The sequence below is a fragment of the Thalassospira sp. CH_XMU1420-2 genome (genome assembly GCF_037029325.1).
Taxonomy (GTDB): Bacteria; Pseudomonadota; Alphaproteobacteria; order Rhodospirillales; family Thalassospiraceae; genus Thalassospira; species Thalassospira povalilytica.
The window spans coordinates 502311-520564 of sequence record NZ_JAYMEG010000001.1 but is presented as its reverse complement, the minus strand read 5'-3'; the positions used below and the strand labels follow the sequence as shown (position 1 = coordinate 520564).

The following is an 18254-nucleotide window of genomic DNA, read 5'->3' as shown; positions in this document are numbered from 1 at the left end:
TGCAACAGTTAGCTGCAACGCAATGCAAATCGCACCGCACCTGTCGCTAAATTAGCTTTATAAGAAGAATTTCGGTTTTCGGACTATCCTGATGAACAGGAAGCCGACAAAAACACTATACTTGTTCGGGAATTGTGCCGCTAAGGATGGCGCCGATATTGGTTCCGGTCAGCTCAACTTCGGACAGATCGGTTTCCCCGAATGCGACGCCTGCGATATTTGCCTTGCTCAGAATCGCACCCTTCATCTGCGGGGCTTCAAATACAGAATTCCGAAGATCCGCATGTGAAAAATCCGCCGCCGTCAGATCGGCCCGCCAGACATCACCGGTCTTGTTGCCCTTGGCATCGCGCTGTTCCACGCCACCAAACCGCACGCCCTGGCAAATCGCCTTGGCGCAATTGGCATAAGACATCCGCACACCGTTCATGATCGCACCGCTCAGACGGGCATTGCGCAGATCGGCATTGCGCATTGATGTCATTGCCAGAATGGCATCCACAAACAATGCACCCTTAAGAATGCAATCATCAAAACACGCCGCCGAAAGATCCAGTCCCGAAAAATCAAGTTCGGTCAGATCACGGCCGGTGACATTTAACGGCACACCGGATGAACCGCCACTGGTCAGCCATTCGGTGTGGCTGTTGATCAGTTCGCGAATGTCTTCGGGCAAGGGGGTTACGGCCTTGCTGCCAATTGAATTGGCAATATTGGCCTGCGACAGATCAACAGACGTCAAATCGACATTGCGCAAATTTGCACCGGTAAGGTCGGTTCCAACCAGCAGACTGTCTTTGAGCCGCGCCCCTTTGAGATTGGCGTTTTTAAGCTTCGCCCCCGAAAGATTGCATCCCGTCAGGTCAGCCCCGGCAAGGTTGACGGCAAACATGTTGGCATCGCTTAAATCGGCATCGGCAAGACGCGCGCCTGAAAGATTGCTTTCGGCCATATTGGCCCCGGACAACATCGACCCTTGCAAATCGGCATTGGCAAGATCCGTTGCGCGTTTGACCTTTTTCTCGCGCCCGGCATCAACAATCACCATCACACCAGATCGAAGGTCAGCCCCCTTAAGGTTGGCGTGCCGCAATTTCGCCCGCGCCATATTTGCCCCGCGCAAATCCGCACGAACAAAACTGGATCCTTCAAGGTCGGCTTCGACAAAATTGGTACCAAACAGGTCACAGAAATCGAACTTAACGTCACGTATTACGGCCTGAATGAAGTTCGCACCCGGAAGCACTGCGTCTTCGAGGGTGATCTTGCTCATTTTGATGCGGGAAAGGTTACCGTTGCGCAGTTGCATGCGTTTGCCACCCGGCTGCTTCGTCACATACAGCTGGTGTTTTTTTATCGCGTCAATCAGTTCTGAACGCGTTGTCATCTATTAAACCGCACCCCGATCATTCATACGGCAATATACTTCTATGTTGTCCGCGAGCCACATAATTGTAACTGTCCCCGACCGGTTACAGTCTGACAAAATATGACATTTGCATAAAAAAGCACTGCAAATATAGATGCTTACACGCAGATAGCTATACCGAAGGATAAGTCATCCATACCTTATCCATCCGGATTGGACAATGCGTCAATGTTGTCTTGCCCGTCCACGAAACCGCATCACACGTCACACCCCGGCTGCCTTTTTTCAGCTTTCCCTGAATTAAACAGCCGATCTTGTGATCGCGCTGCAAAGCCCCCACCTGCAAAGCAAGAAAAACAAGGCGACCCTGCGAATGCATCACATCCTTTTTGTTGATGACGACACCAATGTTCTAAGCGGATTGCGCCGCTGGCTGCGCAGTGCGCGGCCGGAATGGAATCTCTATTTCGCGACCAGCGGCGCAGAAGCCCTGACACTTGCAAGCAAGATGAATTTCGATGTGATTGTTTCCGATATCCAGATGCCGGAAATGGACGGGATTACCCTGCTTGAAAAACTTCAGGAAACCCACCCCGATGCGGTCCGGATCATCCTGACCGGGCATGCTGACAACGCATCCTATCTGCGCACCATCGGCCCCGCCCACCAGTTTCTGAGCAAACCCTGCGATAATCAGACACTGATCGAAAGCATGGAAAATGCGTTGGGACTGCGCCAGTTGCTGCAAAGTCCGGAACTAAGAACACTGGTGGCCGATTCCAAAAGCCTCGCCTCCCCGCCCGATACCTATATACGGCTTGAGGACGCCTTTGCCGATCCGGACTATTCACTCGAGAGCATTTCGGAAATTGTCGAGTCTGACATTGCCCTGACGACCGAAGTTCTCAAACTGACCAACTCGTCCTATTTCGCAGTGACACAGACGGTGTCATCGGTCTCGCATGCGGTGCGCATGCTGGGCAAGGAAACGCTCAAGGCGCTGGCACTTTTTGTCGGGCTTTATCGCGGTTTTGAAGGCCCGCCCAATCAGGCCGCCAACCTCAAACGCCTGTGCCATCGCAGCCAGCAAATCGGTGTGACGGCGGCTCTTATTGCCGAATTCGAAGACCTGCCGCGCGAAATCTGCCACGCGGTGCCCAGTATCGGGATGCTCAGCCACATCGGAACATTGATCCTCTATGCCAACCGGCCTGACGAGATGGAGGCCGTCACCAAACGGGTCGAGACCGAAGGCATTTCAATTGCCAAGGCCGAAACCGAGCAATTCGGTGCCTGTCATGCCGAAATCGGTGCCTATCTTTTGGGACTGTGGGGGTTCCCGGCCCCGGTAATCCAGGCGGTTGCCTATCACCATCGCCCGATGGATCTCCCCCATAAGGAGATGAATGCCCTGACAGCGATTTATGTTGCCCAGCATCTCACCCGTGAAATCGCCGACCAGGAAAACGGACAAGATCCCGAAAGCCGAATTGATATGAACTATCTGGCACTGATCGGCAAAACGGGCCGGATCGAAGAATGGACAAACATTGCCCGAATTGTTTCGCAAAAATACAGTGAACTTACCAACAGCTGACACATCCGTCGCATCCCGGCGTTGCAGGCCAACCGCCATGGGTTTCCTGCAATTATCTGAACTCCCTCCTCAAATGCGGACTGTGAATGGACGGTCTGCAATCCCATCTAAACAATATGAAACGTGCGTAAGAGGGTAACCATGAGCATCATCCTGTTTGTCGATGATGAAACAAACATTCTGGAAGGATTGCGTCGACGTCTGCACTCTGTGCGTCCTGACTGGAAATTGTCATTTGCGGCGAATGCCGAAAGTGCAATTGCCCAGGCCGCGGAAACAGAGCCCGACGTCGTCATTTCCGATATGCGTATGCCCGGTACGGACGGGGCAGAACTATTGACTGTGATGCAGCAAAAGCATCCACACACGGCACGTATTATTCTTTCGGGCTTCAGCGAAGAAGAAGCCGTCTTGCGAACTGTCGGTCCGGCCCATCAATATCTGGCCAAACCTTGCGACGACAACATGTTGCTTGAAACCATCGACAACGCGCTTGATCTTCGCAATTTGCTGACCAATCCGGACTTGCGCTCGTTGGTCGGCGGGATTGATACGCTGGCATCCCCGCCCAGCACCTATACCAATCTGGTCAATGCCCTTGAAGACCCAATGGTCAGCAATGACAAGCTGACCTCGATCGTGGCGTCTGACATTGCCCTGACTGCCGAAATTCTGAAACTGACCAATTCGGCCTATTTTGCCATTCGTCAGAACATCACGTCTGTATCACTTGCCATTCGCATGCTTGGCATTGATACGCTTAAGGCGCTTGCACTTTTTACCGGCCTGTTTCGCAGTTATGACGGCCCAAAAACCGATGCGACGCGCATGATGCAACTGTGCCAGCGCAGCCAGCAACTTGGCGTTCTGGCAACCCTGATTGCCGAACAAGAAAAGCTCGCCCCGGAAATCATCAATGTCATGCCCGCGATCGGCATGCTGAGTCACACCGGCAGCCTGATCCTTTACGCATTCCGCGCCAAGGAAATGACCGAAGTGATCAAACGCGTCGAAAGCGAAGATATCCCGATCAACCTTGCCGAACGTGACCAGTTCGGTGCCGCCCACCCGGAAATCGGCGCCTATCTTCTGGGTCTGTGGGGGTTCCCCAGCGCGATGGTTCAGACGGTCGCCTATCACCACCGCCCCCAGGACACGCCCCACAATGAAATGGATGCGCTGACGACAATTTACGTTGCGCAACATCTTGCGCGCGAAGTCGCCATCGAACTCAGAACCGGTACAGCCCCGGAAAGCCGGATCGACATCGAATATCTTGAACGGATGAACAAGGCCGACAGACTGCCGGCATGGCGTGAAACCGCAAAGCTGGTCGAAGAAAAATATTCGGAACTCGCCAAGTAAGGGAGGGACATATCATGGAAGAGCCGCGTGTACTTTTCGTCGATGACGATGAAAACCTGCTGATGGGACTGAAACGCCGGCTGCGGGGCAAATTCAGTTTCGACACCGCCCTTGGCCCGCTTGAGGCCATCGAAAAGATCAAGGGCGGGGCAAAATACGCGGTTTGTGTTGCCGATATGCGCATGCCAGAAATGGATGGGGTCGAACTTCTCAGCAATGTCGCAAAACTCAGCCCCGATACCGTCAATATGATGCTGACGGGCAATGCCGACCAGAAAACAGCGGTCGAGGCCATCAACCAGGGGCGGATTTTCCGTTTTTTCAACAAGCCCTGCGAAGACGAAGAACTGCTTGTCGGGGTCAATGCCGCCTTGCGCCAGCATCAGTTGATCACAGCTGAAAAGGCCCTGATTGAACAGACTCTTGCCGGCAGCATCAAGGTCCTGACCGAAGTCCTGTCACAGCTGAACCCCGCGATCTTTGGCAAGGCCATGCGCGCAAAGGTCTGGTGTGACCAGGTCGCCAAGTCGATCGGATACCCGCACCCATGGGAATTGGGGCTTGCCGCCCTTCTTGCGCCAATCGGGTATGTTTCGTTGCCCGCCGATATCTTAAGCCGCCTTGGCGAGGAAAAGCCGCTTCAGCCCCTTGAACGCGATGTCGTAAGACGCACGCCAGAAGTTGCGCGCAGCCTGATTTCAAATATCCCCCGTCTCGAAAATGTCGCGCAGATTGTCTATATGCAATATCGCGATTTTGATGGTTCCGGCTTCCCGTCAGACGGCCCGAAAGGAACCGATATCCCGCTGGGATCACGGGTTCTTCGGATATTCAACGATCTCGGGAAAATCACGGAAAGCGAACTGGTGGTCAAACAGCATTTTGACGAACTGCGTCAAAAGCCGAAACGTTATGACATGAGCCTTCTCGACAAGATCGAAATGGTTCTCGCGGTTGTTGATCCGTCCTATGACAAAACCGCTTTCCCCGAAGGAACCGAACATGACATCTATCTCAAACATCTGCGGATGGGTGATTTCCTGCTGACCGACATCGAAACCCGTGACGGGCATGTCTTGCTGACCCACGGAAACTATATTTCCGAAGTTCAGATCCAACGCCTGCGTGTTTTCCAGAAACTGCATCAGTTTCATGAGCCGATCCGCGTTCGCCGCGGCGGCAAGGGCGCAAGCGGTTGATACCGCAACAATTTCGTGACGGAAAGAACCATGGCCGAAGATCAGGATAACATCGAAACGCCGAAAATCATGAGCGGCGGTGACGAGTTGATCACCAATGACGACTTGCTTGACGAAATCAGCAAGATCGAAGCCCCCGAAGAATTCCAGAAGCAATTCATGGAACTGTTCAACGAACAGAGCCGCCGCAAACTGGAAATCACCCAGCGCCTTAAAACGATCCTCGATACCGTGGTCGAAGGCATCCTGATTGTGGATGCCGCCGGCATCATTCAGGACTTCAACAAATCCGCCGAAGAAATCCTGCGTGCGCAAAGTGGCGAGTTGCTTGGAACATCAGTCGATGTGATGTTTATCGACCGCAAGATGACGGTGCGCCACCGGCTTTTGAACCGGTGTATCAATATCAGTTCCGGCGTTCTGAAATACGACTATACCGAAACCATGGCCCAGCGACTGGATGGCGACAGTTTCCCGATGGAAATCATCGTCAGCCCGGCCAATTTCAGTTCGGAAATGAGTTATCTTTATATTTTCCGCGACATCACCCGCCGCCGTCAGGCCGAAGATGCACAAAAGAAGCTCGAAGAAGATCTGCGTGAAGCTCTGAAGCTTGAGGCAATTGGCCATCTTGCCGGCGGTATCGCCCATGAAATCAACACGCCAAGCCAGTATATCCGCGACAATCTGAAATTCCTCAATGACAGCTATGGTGCGCTTTCGCGTGTCCTTGGACTGTCACTGCAAACACTGTGGAAAAACCGCGCATTTCTGCCCGACAACACCTTTGAGGAATTCGCCAAGCAATTGCGCAATTCAGATATGGAATTCCTGCTCGAAGAAATCCCGCATGCGACCCAGCAATCCCTTGACGGTATCAATCAGGTCGCGCGCATCGTCCTGTCGATGAAGGAATTCTCCCATCCCGGCGGGACGGAAAAAACAACAACCGACATCAACCGGGTACTGTCAAACGTCATTGTGATTTCGCGCAATGAATGGAAACACTATGCCGACGTGGTCGAAAAGTTTGACCCGGAAATCCCGCATATTCCTTGCTATATCAACGAGGTCAACCAGGTCTTTCTCAATCTGATTGTCAATGCGGTTCAGGCCATTCAGGAAGCCGGGCGCAAACCGTCCGAAGGCGAGATTGTCGTCAAAACCACATCCCTTGATGACAGCATCCTGATCAGCATTTCCGATAACGGCACGGGCATCGACAAGGAAAACAGATCGAAAATCTTCAACCCGTTCTTCACCACCAAGGAAGTCGGCAAAGGCACCGGTCAGGGGCTGTCGATTACCCATGACATCGTAACGGTGCGCCATGGTGGCAGGATCTGGTTTGAAACCCAGGTCGGCAAGGGAACAACATTCCATGTGCTGCTTCCGGGCGAGGACCGCACAGGCAAATCGGCAAGTGAATAAACAGATCGACGATCAAGGTCGCTGCAGCTGACAACCAACCACTCAGCGCGGTGCAAACAATATGATGCCCGCACCAAGCAGGCATACCATAAGCCCGGTCACATCCCAGCGATCGGGACTGCTGCGTTCAACAACCCACATCCATAATACCGACGCGGTGATGTAAACCCCGCCATAGGCTGCATATGCACGCCCGGCAAATTCGGCATCGACCTTGGTCAGCAACCAGGCAAACACAACAAGCGATGCAATCCCCGGCACGATCCACCAGATCGACTTCCCCGATCGCAGCCAGGCCCAGAAGGCAAAGCATCCGGCAATTTCAGCAATAGCTGCAAAGATATAGGCCGCGATGCTTTGCATATACTTTTCCGTTTATCCGCAATCAGAAAGCCGGACGTAAATCACCGGCATATTTGCCCGCCCAGTTGGTCAAAACCGGCGTCAGATAGTTTTTAAGAATTTCTGCCTTGGCATCGTCAATCACACCGTGCTTGCGCAACAGTCCGCCCATGGCGACTTCCGCGCCGCGCTGGGTCCCGTCATCGATCTTAAGGGCAACGCCCAACCCTTGTTTCGGGAAGGCCGCGCAATAGACACCCTCTGCCCCGACCTTGACCAATGCATCTTCACCGCATTCTTCCATGATCCCGGTACAGAAACGACCGGTGCCAGCGACCATGAAGGGCGCATTTGCACATCCCTTGCGGATGCGTTTGATCGCATCAATGCGCTTGGGATCAAGCCCGGCCGGGTCCGCCATTCGTGCCATGGCCAGTCCAAGGTCACGCAACCGCATGCCGATCACCGGAATGCCGCAGCCATCAATACCGCGCGGGGTCGATGACAAATCACAATCGCCCATTTCCTCAAGCACCTTGATCAGGCGCTGTTGGGCGGGATGGGCTTCTTCGATATATCCTTTGGGGTCTTCGCCCAAATGCGCAATCGTGCTGAGAAAACCAGAATGTTTGCCCGAACAATTATTGTGCGCCTTGGTCAGAGTCACGTGATCGGCTGCCTGCTTGATCCCGGCTGCTGCACTAAGTGAATAGTGCGGCGCGCATTCAAGCGTATCGACCGAAAACCCGATCTTTTCAAGCCAGGCTTTTACCGTCTGTGCATGTTCTTCTTCGCCATTATGGGACGAGCACGCCAGTGCAATATGTTTGTCCTCAAGCCCGAATGCCTCAACCGCGCCGCTTTCAAGAAACGGGATCGCCAGCAACGGCTTGATGGCGGATCGCGGATACATCAACGCATCGATATCCCCGCCCTGATCAATCACCGTGCCATCCGCTTTCATCACCACATAGCGTCCACGATGGAAACTTTCGACCATATCGCCACGGGTGGCTTCAACCAGGATCGGATTGGCGGCTTGGGTCATCTTGTTGCTCCGGCAGATGTGGGACTGTTCTTCCTATGCCCGAAACATGGGGCCAAAAGCAAGTCTCGCCAAGCACCCCCGATCATTTCCACCGTGCTACCCTGCCATTTCAGGGCAGTCTGGGCATCGGGATGGCGGTCAGATTCTTGTATTCCTTAAGAACCAGACTGGACTGCACATCACGGACATTGGGCATCGAAAGCAACTGATGGGTGACGAAATCGCCGAAACTTTCGATATCGCGTGCCACGGCAACCAAAAGGAAATCCTGCCTGCCGGTCATCGCCCAGCAGGACAGAACCTCCGGAAGATCGTTCATCGCACGGGCGAATTCCTCTGCCCCGGCTTCGGTGTGGCTTTGCAGACGGACCTGAATGGTTGCCAACACCCCGAATCCCAGTTTCTTGCGATCAAGCAGTGCGACCTGTCGTTTGATCACCCCGCTTTCTTCAAGTTGCTTGACCCGGCGCAAACAGGGTGACGGGGACATACCAACCATTTCAGCCAGCTGCACATTGCTGACCGAGGCATCCCGTTGCAGAACTTGCAGAATGCGGATGTCTGTTGTGCTTAAGGTTACATCGGTCATTTTTCACCCCAAAATATCAACCTATGGTCACATTATATCAATAGCACCCGATTTTGATATCTTATTGGCCCAAAAATGACATTTAAACTGATGTAGAATCGTTCTCATAAATCGGCACAAGAACCAAAATGAGGACGGCCATGGATCAGGGAAAAAATCTGCGCGGCGATTACAGCCACATCAATGATGATTACACCATCTTGCAGGACTGGGATGCCTACACAGAAGCAGAACACGAATTATGGCGCAAGCTTTATGCCCGCCAGTCGGCCATTCTGCCGGGTTATGCCGCCCCGGATTACATTCGAAATCTTGCCCGCCTTGATGCCGCGGATCAGATTCCGCATTTCGGCCGGGTCAGTGAACAGCTTCATCCCGCCACCGGTTGGCATCTTGTCGCGGTGCCGGGACTTGTTCCTGATGATGTGTTTTTTGACCATCTCGCCAACCGGCGGTTCCCGGTAACGGTCTGGCTGCGCAAACCCGAAGAAATGGACTATCTGGTCGAACCCGACATTTTCCATGACTTCTTTGGCCATGTGCCGATGCTTTATGATCCGGTCTTTGCCGATTACCTTGCTGCCTATGGCGCCAAGGGGGCCGAGGCCATCGCCATGGGCGGCCTAAAAAACCTGGCGCGGATGTATTGGTATATGGTCGAATTCGGCCTGATCATGACCGAACATGGCCTGCGCGCCTATGGGGCAGGCATGTTGTCATCGCAAACCGAAACCATTTATTCGGTAACCGATCCGACGCCAAACCGGGTGGCTTTTGACCTCGAACGGGTGATGGCGACCGACTATGCGATTGACGATTTCCAGAAAACCTATTTCGTGCTGGAAAGCTATGATCAGTTGTTTGACGCCATGAAAACATCAATGGCGCCGATCTATGAACGCCTTGTAAATCAGCCGTCGATTGATCCCGAAACCACCCTTCCGACAGACCGGCTCTATCACCTGCATGGCGACGCAGACGGTATCATTGCACTGGGCCCGCAAGGCAGCACGCATAACATCACCGCCAAACAACAACGCCCTGCATAAAGCAGGGCGTCCAACATCCACATACGATGGTTCGATGATAATGATCAGCAGGCGCTGATGGATTGCCCAAGAACACGGTTAAGCTGTTCAAGCACCACGGTCGGGCTGGCATCCTTGCTGATGAAATCAGCAGCGCCAAGCGCATCTGCCTGCGCGCGGGTATCGGCGTCATAATGGGCCGAGAAGAAAAATACCGGCACATTCACCGCATCGGGATAACGGCGGCGAATTTCACAAAACGCTTCAAAGCCACTCATGCCCGGCATTTCGATATCAAGGATGATGGCCCGGGGATACAGCCCGTCAAGCTGATCGATCAGGTCATCTGCACAATCAAAACCGGCCACGTCATATCCTGCCCGGCGCAACACTGTTTCAAGTGCGGCCTTGGCACTGGGACTGTCGTCGGCAAAGGCAACCAGTCCATCAGGACTGATTTGCGACGGCATGGCGCTAAGCGCGTTCATGGATGGCGATACTCCGAGAATTGGGACAGCCCCAAATTGGCAGATGAAAATGTCAAATTGGTTAAACCTGCCGATTTTTTGCCACATAGCTTTGGCAACAGGGATTCTGCCATCAAAGTACACGACGATTTTCTGACCGGCCTTACCCCCCCAAGCACCTATGTGCAGTGCAAGAAGATCCGCCGGTTTCCACGACATGACGTTACGGAACCATCATCTCTGACGTGGCGACTACGCCTAAATAGGTATTTCCATGCCTATTTACGGAATTACTGTCAGGTGCTATAAACCGCCCTGTCGCAAATGTGACCGGGAAATATCGTCGGGAATCCGGTGCGGTCTGGAGCAAATATGCTGTCGCCAAATCCGGAACTGCCCCCGCAACTGTATGTGCAAAGGCGGATTTTGCCGATGCACGAGTCAGAATACCGATACTGTTTCCGTGGTTTGAATTGGGCCGGGCGGGGTGTACCGGGTACAGGGAATCCGTAGTAAAATAATATTTGGAAACGTTCTGTCGGTTGCGCACCATCCCCATATACCGCGGATCAGACAGAAGTCACCAAGCCGGGAGAATCCATGTCCGACCCGCTTAAACTTGCATCTGAATTTCCATCTGCCGACTACGCAAGCTGGCGTAAACTTGCCGAGGACGCCCTTAAAGGCGCGCCTTTCGACAAGAAACTGGTGACCCGTGCACGCGACGGATTCTCCGTTCAGCCGATCTACACCCTTGATGATCAGGATGATGCAACCCGCTTGATCCACGAAGTTCTGACCGCAACGGTCGAACCGCGCGAAACCGTGACCGGCTGGGATATTCGCCAACTTCATACCCATCCCGATCCCAAGGTAACCAATGCCGCGATTCTTGAAGATCTCGAAAATGGCGCGACATCGATCACGCTAAAGCTTGATGCCGCTGCCCGTCAGGGGCGCGAAATTTCATCGGGCGAAGTCGGCGTTGACGGGATCGCGATCCATTGCCTGGCGGACCTTAAGGTCGCCCTTGATGACATTTATACCAATCTTGCCACCATCGGGCTGGATGCCGGGGCCGCCGGTGTTCCCGCAGCCGCCCTTCTGGCAGCTCATATCGCAAGCTCCGACGATGCCGACGAAGCAGCGCCGGCCTTTAATATCGACCCGATCGGCACCCTTGCCGCCACGGGTGCCCTGCCGTGTAGTGCCGAAGACGCCATTGGTCATGCCGCATCTGTTGCCTGTGATCTGATTGATCTGTTCCCGCTGGCAACTGCAATTTCGGTAAATGGCGCGCCTTATTACAATGCGGGCGCAACCGATGGTCAGGAACTGGCATGCTTGCTGGCATCGGGTGTGACCTATTTGCGCGCCCTGACCGATGCGGGCATGGCCGTTGATCAGGCGGCAGGGGCGATTGTCTTTAACGTTGCGATTGGGACGGATTTCTTTGCCGGGATTGCCAAGCTCCGTGCGCTTCGCATGATGTGGAGCCGCGTTCTTTCCGCATCCGGCGCACAGGATGCAACGATTTCGATCAACGCGATTTCCGCTGAAATGGCCCTGACCAAGGTTGATCCATGGGTCAATATGCTGCGCACGACCGTTACAAGCTTCGCGGCCGGTCTTGGCGGCGCCGATAGCGTCACCTGCCTGCCCTATGATCATCTGATTGGCCTGCCTGATGGTTTTGCCCGTCGTATTGCGCGTAATACCCAACTGATCTTGCAGGAAGAAAGCAACGTTCACCGTGTGATCGACCCGGCCGGTGGTTCATGGTTCATCGAAAACCTGACCAAGGAACTGGCCCAAACCACGTGGGGCAAGTTCCAGTCGCTTGAAGCGTCTGGTGGTATCCTTAAGGCGCTTGCCAACGGGTCACTGAAATCGGAAATCGAAACTGTCTGGCAGGAACGCGAAAAGCGTCTGGCGACCCGGCGTGATCCGCTGACCGGCGTTTCGGAATTCCCCAATATCGCCGAGGCCAAGGTTCAATGCGACACGCCTGACCTTGATGCGATTCAGGCCGACGCCAAATCCCGTCAGACCAAATATGACGGCACCGTTGGCAAAGATCTGGCTTCGATGATGGAGGCCGCCCGTGCCGGTGCCACCATCGGTCATATCTTTACCGATCTTTATGGCACCAGTGCCGCGGCCCGTATTTCACCACTGACGCCGCATCGTTTGTCCGAAAGCTTTGAGGCCCTGCGCAAACGTGCAGACGCGCATAAATCCGCATCGGGCAGCTTCCCGCAAATCTTTCTGGCCAATCTTGGCAAGGTTGCCCAGCACACCGCCCGCGCGACCTTTGCCCGCAACTTCTTTGAAGCCGGCGGGATCGAGGCGATTACCAATAACGGTTTTGATACTGCCGATGCCGCCGCAAAGGCCTTTGCCGAAAGTGACGCAAAGATCGCCGTCATTTGTGGATCGGATCCGCAATATGGCGACATGGCCGGTAACGTTGCCAAGGCCCTGAAATCGGCCGGGGCCAGCACGGTTTACCTTGCCGGGCATCCGGGCGAGGCCCGCGGCAGTTACGAGGCCGCCGGGATTGATGAATTTATCTATGTCGGGGCGGATGTTCTGGCGATTTGTGGTGCAGCACTTGACCACCTTCTTGGCAAACGGGGGGAGAAATAACCATGACCCGCATTCCTGATTTCTCCGACCTTCCGCTGTTTGACGGGGCTTCTGCCGGGGCAAAGGACCCGTTCCAGTCAAAACCATGGACCACACCAGAAGGCATTGACGTCAAACCGGTCTATGGCCCCAACGACCTTGACGGTATTGATCATCTGTCAACCATGCCCGGTATGCCGCCCTTCTTGCGCGGTCCCTATCCGACCATGTATGTGCAGCGCCCCTGGACGATCCGCCAATATGCCGGTTTCTCGACCGCCGAGGAATCCAACGCGTTCTATCGCCGCAACCTTGCAGCCGGTCAAAAGGGCCTTTCGATTGCCTTCGACCTTGCCACCCATCGCGGTTATGACAGCGACCATCCCCGCGTAACCGGCGATGTCGGCATGGCTGGTGTGGCAATTGACAGCATCTATGACATGCGAACCCTGTTTGATGGCATTCCGCTTGATCAGATGTCAGTTTCCATGACCATGAATGGTGCGGTTCTGCCGGTCATGGCACTTTATATCGCCGCGGCCGAAGAACAGGGTGTGAAACACGAACAGCTTTCGGGCACCATCCAAAACGACATTCTCAAAGAATTCATGGTGCGCAACACCTATATCTATCCGCCCAAACCATCGATGCGCATCATTTCGGACATCTTTGCCTTTACCTCGCAAAACATGCCGAAATTCAATTCGATCTCGATTTCCGGCTATCACATGCAGGAAGCAGGTGCGACCGCCGATCTTGAACTAGCCTATACCCTGGCCGACGGTATCGAATATGCCCGCGCCGGTCAGGCCGCAGGGTTGCCGATTGATAAATTCGCGCCGCGCCTGTCGTTCTTCTGGGCGATTGGCATGAATTTCTTCATGGAAATCGCCAAAATGCGTGCCGCACGCATGATCTGGGCCAAGCTGATCAAACAGTTTGATCCGCAAAACCCCAAATCCTTGTCACTGCGTACGCACAGCCAGACATCGGGCTGGTCCCTGACCGCGCAGGATGTGTTTAACAACGTCATCCGCACCTGCGTCGAAGCCATGGCATCAACCCAGGGCCATACCCAGTCCCTGCACACCAACGCACTGGACGAGGCACTGGCCCTTCCGACCGACTTCTCCGCCCGGATTGCCCGTAACACCCAGCTGTTCCTGCAACAGGAAAGCGGCACGACCAATGTCATCGACCCGTGGGGCGGATCGTATTATGTCGAACGCCTGACCCGCGATCTGGCCGAAAAGGCATGGGCCCATATCGCCGAGGTCGAAGAACAGGGCGGCATGGCCAAGGCGATTGAAGCCGGCATTCCCAAAATGCGCATCGAAGAAGCCGCCGCCAGAACACAGGCCCGCATCGATAGCGGCCGTCAGACACTGGTTGGCGTAAACAAATACCGTGTAACCGATGATCGCCCGGTCGACGTGCTTCAGGTCGATAACGCCGAAGTCCGCCGCCAACAGATCGCCAAACTGGAACGCCTGCGGGCCGAACGTGACAATGGTGCGGTTGAAAGTGCGCTGACGGCCCTTACCAATGCCGCAGACAGCGGTACGGGCAACCTGCTTGAACTTGCTGTTCAGGCCGCACGTGCCAAATGCACCGTCGGCGAGATTTCCGATGCACTGGAAAAGGTTTATGGACGCCATCAGGCGGTTATTCGTTCCATCTCCGGCGTTTACAAAACCGAAGTTGGTGCTGATAACGAGGCCCTGGCCAAGGTTGATCGCCTGATCACGGAATTCGAAGCCGCCGAAGGCCGCCGTCCGCGTATCCTGATCGCCAAGATGGGGCAGGATGGCCATGATCGTGGTCAGAAAGTCATTGCCACCGCCTTTGCCGATCTTGGCTTTGATGTCGATATCGGCCCGCTGTTCCAGACCCCGGAAGAAGCCGCAAAGCAGGCTGTTGAAAACGACGTTCATATTGTCGGTGCAAGCTCCTTGGCCGCGGGCCACCTGACCCTTGTGCCGCAGCTTCGCGCCGAACTGGACAAGCTTGGCCGTGAAGACATCATGATCGTTGCCGGGGGCGTTATCCCGCCACAGGACTTCGACAAACTGTTCGAAGCCGGCGCCGAGGCGATCTTCCCACCCGGAACGGTGATTGCCGAAGCCGCGGGCGACCTGCTAGAAAAGCTAAATCAGTCTGGCGAAGAAGCAGCCTGATCGGCTTGCTTCTTCCGGCTTTCATGCCCTAACCTGACGGCGGGCATATCTCCGTGATCTGGCATCCGCAAAGGAACCATCGGTGAAAGAAACGCTGCGCACCATACCCGCAGGCACGGGCGGCAATATCAGCCCGCGCAAGGCCGTGCGCAGACGTGTGCTATCAACTGATGAACTGGTTGATGGCGTGCGTGCCGGTGATCGCACCATCCTTTCACGTGCCATCACCTTGGTCGAAAGCCGCAATCCCAAACATTTCGAACAGGCCCAGGCGGTTCTCGCCCGTCTGATGCCCCATACCGGCGGTTCGCAGCGCATCGGCATTACCGGTGTACCCGGCGTGGGTAAATCCACCTTTATCGAAGCGTTCGGCAAGAACCTGACCGGTGCGGGCAAAAAGGTCGCGGTTCTGGCGGTCGATCCGACAAGTGCGCGATCAGGTGGCTCCATCCTGGGGGATAAGACCCGGATGAACGAGCTTTCGATTGATCCCAACGCCTATATCCGCCCGTCCCCCAGCAGCGGATATCTTGGTGGGGTCAATCGCATGACCCGTGAAACCATCCTTCTGTGCGAAGCCGCCGGCTTTGACGTGGTTCTGGTCGAAACGGTGGGTGCCGGGCAAAGCGAAACCATGGTCGCGCAAATGACCGATTTCTTCCTGGTGCTGATGCTGCCCGGTGCCGGGGATGAATTGCAGGGCATCAAAAAAGGTGTGCTTGAAATCGCCGATCTGATCGCGGTCAACAAGTCCGATGCCGACCCCGCCAAGGCGCGTGAAGCCAAACGTGAATATTCCTCGGCTTTGCGAATTTTGCAGCCGACCAGCAAACATTGGCGCCCGCAATCAGTGATGGTTTCCGCCCTGATCAATGACGGGCTTGATACCATCTGGGACCTGGTCAACCAGCATCGCGCCGTGATGGAAAAGGAAGGCGAATTCACCGCCAAGCGCGCCCGTCAACAGCGCGACTGGATGTGGACCATGCTGCGTGACCGACTGCTTGAAACCTTTACCCATCGTGATGACGTCGCAAGTCGCCTGACCGCGCTTGAAGCCGACGTTCTTTCGGGCACCACCAATCCGACCGCCGCGGTCGAGGAATTGCTGGGCCTGATCAAAACAACCGGACAGGCATGAACCGGCCATAACAAAAGGCCGCACCAGAAATGTGCGACCCTTTGAATTTTCAAACGCGGATGCGTTACTTGTTTTCCGGCTCGGCCTTGAGCTTGTCCTTGAGGATTTTAAGCTTCTCGACAGCATCATTGATTTCGCGATCAAGATGGGCAAGGCCTTCGCGCTTTTCGCGCGGCATTGCTTCGAGTTCGTCCAAAGCTTTTTCAACGATATAAAGCATTCTCAATCCTCCTTCATGCGTCTTGGCACTGACACGCATCGTGTCGGGCTGGCACGTAATGACCATAGCACCAAGCATGTACCTGTTCGTGTTGCAATTCAAAGATATAGATCAAACCTGCGGAAACACTTTGTGTTTGCCCGGTTAATCGGCTTTGAGGGAGCATCTCGATATGGTTTTAACGGATCAGGAGGCGGTCTGTTCCAGACGTTCTTTCAGAACCTGAAGGCTTTCAGACGTTGACTTCAACACCGTTTCAAGACCGGAAAGCTTTTCACGAGCTTCGCGCGAAACAGCTTCGACTTCATCAAAGGCACTTTCAAAAATATACAGCATCTTTTTTGGCTCCTGCCCTGTCAGATACCAACCATTGTCTAAGCAATGTCTGAGTCTGACCGGGCGTTTCATTGTTGTTTTTGATACTTTAAATGTGGCCCGCAAATCGGCTGGAAAGGTGTCAGCAATACGCTTTTTTCCGCCTTATTTCGGTGGTCGCGCACATTCCTGCTCTGTGATTTTTCAACGGCACGTTTGTGCGGTTTGTGGTAAAAGCCGCCCTCTGATTTCAGGAAACAGGATTAAACGGCGATGACGCATCTGGTGCTGGCACCGATGGAAGGACTGGTTGACTGGCGCGTTCGGCAATTGCTGACCGCGACGGGCGGCTTTGATCTGTGCGTCACCGAATTTATCCGCGTGTCGCAGAACCTGTTTCCCGCCCATGTGTTTCATCGCTATTGCCCGGAACTTCTGAATGGCGGCAAGACCCTTTCAGGTGTGCCGGTACTGGTCCAGTTGATGGGGCATGACCCGGAACTGATGGGCGAAAACGCCGCCTTTGCAGCAACACTTGGCGCACCGGGGATCGATATCAATTTCGGGTGCCCGTCCAAGACCGTCAACAAACGCGAAGCCGGTGCATCGCTTTTGAAATGTCCGGACAATCTGTTTCATATCGTTTCGGCGGTGCGCCGCGCAGTTCCGGCCGACATTCCGGTCAGTGCCAAGGTCCGCCTTGGCTTCAGTGACAAGGAGCTGTTTCTTGATATCGCCCGTGCGGTCGAAGCCGGCGGCGCGCAGCATCTGACGGTTCACGCGCGCACCAAGCTTGAAGGTTACAAACCACCAGCACACTGGGAATATCTGGCCCGTATCCGGGATGCCATTTCGATCGGCATGACCGGTAATGGCGAAATCTGGGACGTCGCCGATTACGAAAAATGCCGCGATATTTCCGGCTGCGACAGCTTCATGCTGGGCCGTGGTGCGATTGCAGCCCCGGATCTTGCCAACCGGATCAAGGCATTCGAAGGCGGATCCCGCCTGCCCAAGGAAAGCTGGGCGGATGTTCTGGCCATGTTGCTGGCCTATTGCGATCTGATGGACGAAGACGGCGCGTCGGAAAACCACCAGGCCGGGCGCATCAAACAATGGATGGCACTGATCCGCAAAAGCCACGCCCAGGGGGCGACCTGTTTTGATGAAATCAAACGGATACGGTCAATCGACGAACTGCGTGCCAAACTGCGCCACGATATGACGCTTCGGGAAAATCAGCGGCAAGACGTTCCGATTGCGGCGGAATAGCCAGCGCCTTCTTTCTCTCTGAAATGCAAAACGGGGTGGCCTTTGACCACCCCGTTTTTGTGTCTT

16 protein-coding genes and 1 riboswitch are annotated in these 18254 nt (G+C 54.6%); of the genes, 9 read left to right on the top strand and 7 right to left on the bottom strand.

Translation table 11 applies throughout. The annotated features are described in order from the left end of the window. Nucleotides 1-115: 115 nt before the first annotated feature. The gene (locus tag WA429_RS02310) at nucleotides 116-1387 is read right to left on the bottom strand and encodes a pentapeptide repeat-containing protein (protein ID WP_101245319.1); all 1272 of its coding nucleotides are present in this window, start codon (nucleotides 1385-1387) and stop codon (nucleotides 116-118) included. Between the two features lie 355 nt (nucleotides 1388-1742). Between WA429_RS02310 and WA429_RS02305 the strand changes: the two genes are divergently transcribed. The 4 genes from WA429_RS02305 to WA429_RS02290 all read left to right on the top strand — a co-directional run bounded on the left by WA429_RS02305 (nucleotide 1743) and on the right by WA429_RS02290 (nucleotide 6961). Continuing rightward, a complete protein-coding gene (locus WA429_RS02305) occupies nucleotides 1743-2966 on the top strand; it encodes a response regulator (protein ID WP_101245858.1) in 1224 nt (407 codons plus the stop codon). Nucleotides 2967-3107: 141 nt separating this feature from the next. Further along, complete coding sequence (locus WA429_RS02300; protein WP_101245318.1) at nucleotides 3108-4331, top strand: HDOD domain-containing protein; 1224 nt, start codon at nucleotides 3108-3110, stop codon at nucleotides 4329-4331. Nucleotides 4332-4345: 14 nt separating this feature from the next. Continuing rightward, a complete protein-coding gene (locus WA429_RS02295; protein WP_228194643.1) occupies nucleotides 4346-5530 on the top strand; it encodes an HD domain-containing phosphohydrolase in 1185 nt (394 codons plus the stop codon). Between the two features lie 30 nt (nucleotides 5531-5560). Then, nucleotides 5561-6961 (top strand): two-component system sensor histidine kinase NtrB, encoded by a 1401-nt coding sequence (locus tag WA429_RS02290; protein WP_101245316.1) that lies wholly within the window; start codon nucleotides 5561-5563, stop codon nucleotides 6959-6961. 42 nt (nucleotides 6962-7003) lie between these two features. Here WA429_RS02290 and WA429_RS02285 read toward each other — a convergent pair whose 3' ends face one another. From WA429_RS02285 to WA429_RS02275, 3 genes are all read right to left on the bottom strand, one after another. Continuing rightward, a complete protein-coding gene (locus tag WA429_RS02285) occupies nucleotides 7004-7324 on the bottom strand; it encodes a YnfA family protein (RefSeq protein ID WP_101245315.1) in 321 nt (106 codons plus the stop codon). A gap of 22 nt (nucleotides 7325-7346) precedes the next feature. Continuing rightward, entirely contained in the window at nucleotides 7347-8351 is a 1005-nt protein-coding gene (locus WA429_RS02280; protein WP_287464374.1) for an asparaginase, read from the bottom strand. A gap of 109 nt (nucleotides 8352-8460) precedes the next feature. Continuing rightward, on the bottom strand, nucleotides 8461-8940 hold the full coding sequence (locus WA429_RS02275) for an Lrp/AsnC family transcriptional regulator (protein ID WP_114112790.1): 480 nt from the start codon (nucleotides 8938-8940) through the stop codon (nucleotides 8461-8463). Between the two features lie 140 nt (nucleotides 8941-9080). Between WA429_RS02275 and phhA the strand changes: the two genes are divergently transcribed. After that, nucleotides 9081-9989, top strand: a complete 909-nt coding sequence (gene phhA / locus WA429_RS02270) for a phenylalanine 4-monooxygenase (RefSeq protein WP_287464375.1) — start codon at nucleotides 9081-9083, stop codon at nucleotides 9987-9989. A gap of 44 nt (nucleotides 9990-10033) precedes the next feature. Here phhA and WA429_RS02265 read toward each other — a convergent pair whose 3' ends face one another. Next, nucleotides 10034-10456 carry a response regulator gene (locus WA429_RS02265; protein WP_114112788.1) on the bottom strand — a complete coding sequence of 141 codons (423 nt, stop codon included), beginning with the start codon at nucleotides 10454-10456 and terminating at the stop codon, nucleotides 10034-10036. 323 nt (nucleotides 10457-10779) lie between these two features. After that, a riboswitch (cobalamin riboswitch) is annotated at nucleotides 10780-10887 on the top strand. A 148-nt stretch (nucleotides 10888-11035) separates the two neighbouring features. Between WA429_RS02265 and WA429_RS02260 the strand changes: the two genes are divergently transcribed. From WA429_RS02260 to meaB, 3 genes are all read left to right on the top strand, one after another. Then, a complete protein-coding gene (locus tag WA429_RS02260; protein ID WP_287464376.1) occupies nucleotides 11036-13084 on the top strand; it encodes a methylmalonyl-CoA mutase family protein in 2049 nt (682 codons plus the stop codon). Between the two features lie 2 nt (nucleotides 13085-13086). Further along, a complete protein-coding gene (scpA, locus tag WA429_RS02255) occupies nucleotides 13087-15240 on the top strand; it encodes a methylmalonyl-CoA mutase (protein ID WP_287464377.1) in 2154 nt (717 codons plus the stop codon). A gap of 82 nt (nucleotides 15241-15322) precedes the next feature. Beyond that, on the top strand, nucleotides 15323-16381 hold the full coding sequence (meaB, locus tag WA429_RS02250) for a methylmalonyl Co-A mutase-associated GTPase MeaB (protein WP_287464378.1): 1059 nt from the start codon (nucleotides 15323-15325) through the stop codon (nucleotides 16379-16381). 64 nt (nucleotides 16382-16445) lie between these two features. Here meaB and WA429_RS02245 read toward each other — a convergent pair whose 3' ends face one another. Together WA429_RS02245 and WA429_RS02240 are read right to left on the bottom strand one after the other, a co-directional pair. After that, the gene (locus WA429_RS02245) at nucleotides 16446-16601 is read right to left on the bottom strand and encodes a hypothetical protein (RefSeq protein WP_170310062.1); all 156 of its coding nucleotides are present in this window, start codon (nucleotides 16599-16601) and stop codon (nucleotides 16446-16448) included. Between the two features lie 186 nt (nucleotides 16602-16787). After that, nucleotides 16788-16937, bottom strand: a complete 150-nt coding sequence (locus WA429_RS02240) for a hypothetical protein (protein ID WP_170310061.1) — start codon at nucleotides 16935-16937, stop codon at nucleotides 16788-16790. Between the two features lie 252 nt (nucleotides 16938-17189). Between WA429_RS02240 and WA429_RS02235 the strand changes: the two genes are divergently transcribed. Further along, nucleotides 17190-18188, top strand: a complete 999-nt coding sequence (locus WA429_RS02235; protein ID WP_287464379.1) for a tRNA dihydrouridine synthase — start codon at nucleotides 17190-17192, stop codon at nucleotides 18186-18188. The last annotated feature ends 66 nt before the right edge of the window (nucleotides 18189-18254 follow it).

What these genes read in the sequence shown, in the direction of transcription:
- WA429_RS02290 (WP_101245316.1), top strand. Translation starts at nt 5,561, where the DNA reads ATGGCCGAAGATCAGGATAACATCGAAACGCCGAAAATCATGAGCGGC.
- WA429_RS02295 (WP_228194643.1), top strand. Translation starts at nt 4,346, where the DNA reads ATGGAAGAGCCGCGTGTACTTTTCGTCGATGACGATGAAAACCTGCTG.
- WA429_RS02235 (WP_287464379.1), top strand. Translation starts at nt 17,190, where the DNA reads ATGACGCATCTGGTGCTGGCACCGATGGAAGGACTGGTTGACTGGCGC.
- WA429_RS02260 (WP_287464376.1), top strand. Translation starts at nt 11,036, where the DNA reads ATGTCCGACCCGCTTAAACTTGCATCTGAATTTCCATCTGCCGACTAC.
- WA429_RS02275 (WP_114112790.1), bottom strand. Translation starts at nt 8,940, where the DNA reads ATGACCGATGTAACCTTAAGCACAACAGACATCCGCATTCTGCAAGTT.
- WA429_RS02265 (WP_114112788.1), bottom strand. Translation starts at nt 10,456, where the DNA reads ATGAACGCGCTTAGCGCCATGCCGTCGCAAATCAGTCCTGATGGACTG.
- WA429_RS02280 (WP_287464374.1), bottom strand. Translation starts at nt 8,351, where the DNA reads ATGACCCAAGCCGCCAATCCGATCCTGGTTGAAGCCACCCGTGGCGAT.
- WA429_RS02245 (WP_170310062.1), bottom strand. Translation starts at nt 16,601, where the DNA reads ATGCTTTATATCGTTGAAAAAGCTTTGGACGAACTCGAAGCAATGCCG.
- WA429_RS02285 (WP_101245315.1), bottom strand. Translation starts at nt 7,324, where the DNA reads ATGCAAAGCATCGCGGCCTATATCTTTGCAGCTATTGCTGAAATTGCC.
- WA429_RS02310 (WP_101245319.1), bottom strand. Translation starts at nt 1,387, where the DNA reads ATGACAACGCGTTCAGAACTGATTGACGCGATAAAAAAACACCAGCTG.
- WA429_RS02300 (WP_101245318.1), top strand. Translation starts at nt 3,108, where the DNA reads ATGAGCATCATCCTGTTTGTCGATGATGAAACAAACATTCTGGAAGGA.
- scpA (WP_287464377.1), top strand. Translation starts at nt 13,087, where the DNA reads ATGACCCGCATTCCTGATTTCTCCGACCTTCCGCTGTTTGACGGGGCT.
- phhA (WP_287464375.1), top strand. Translation starts at nt 9,081, where the DNA reads ATGGATCAGGGAAAAAATCTGCGCGGCGATTACAGCCACATCAATGAT.
- WA429_RS02305 (WP_101245858.1), top strand. Translation starts at nt 1,743, where the DNA reads ATGCATCACATCCTTTTTGTTGATGACGACACCAATGTTCTAAGCGGA.
- WA429_RS02240 (WP_170310061.1), bottom strand. Translation starts at nt 16,937, where the DNA reads ATGCTGTATATTTTTGAAAGTGCCTTTGATGAAGTCGAAGCTGTTTCG.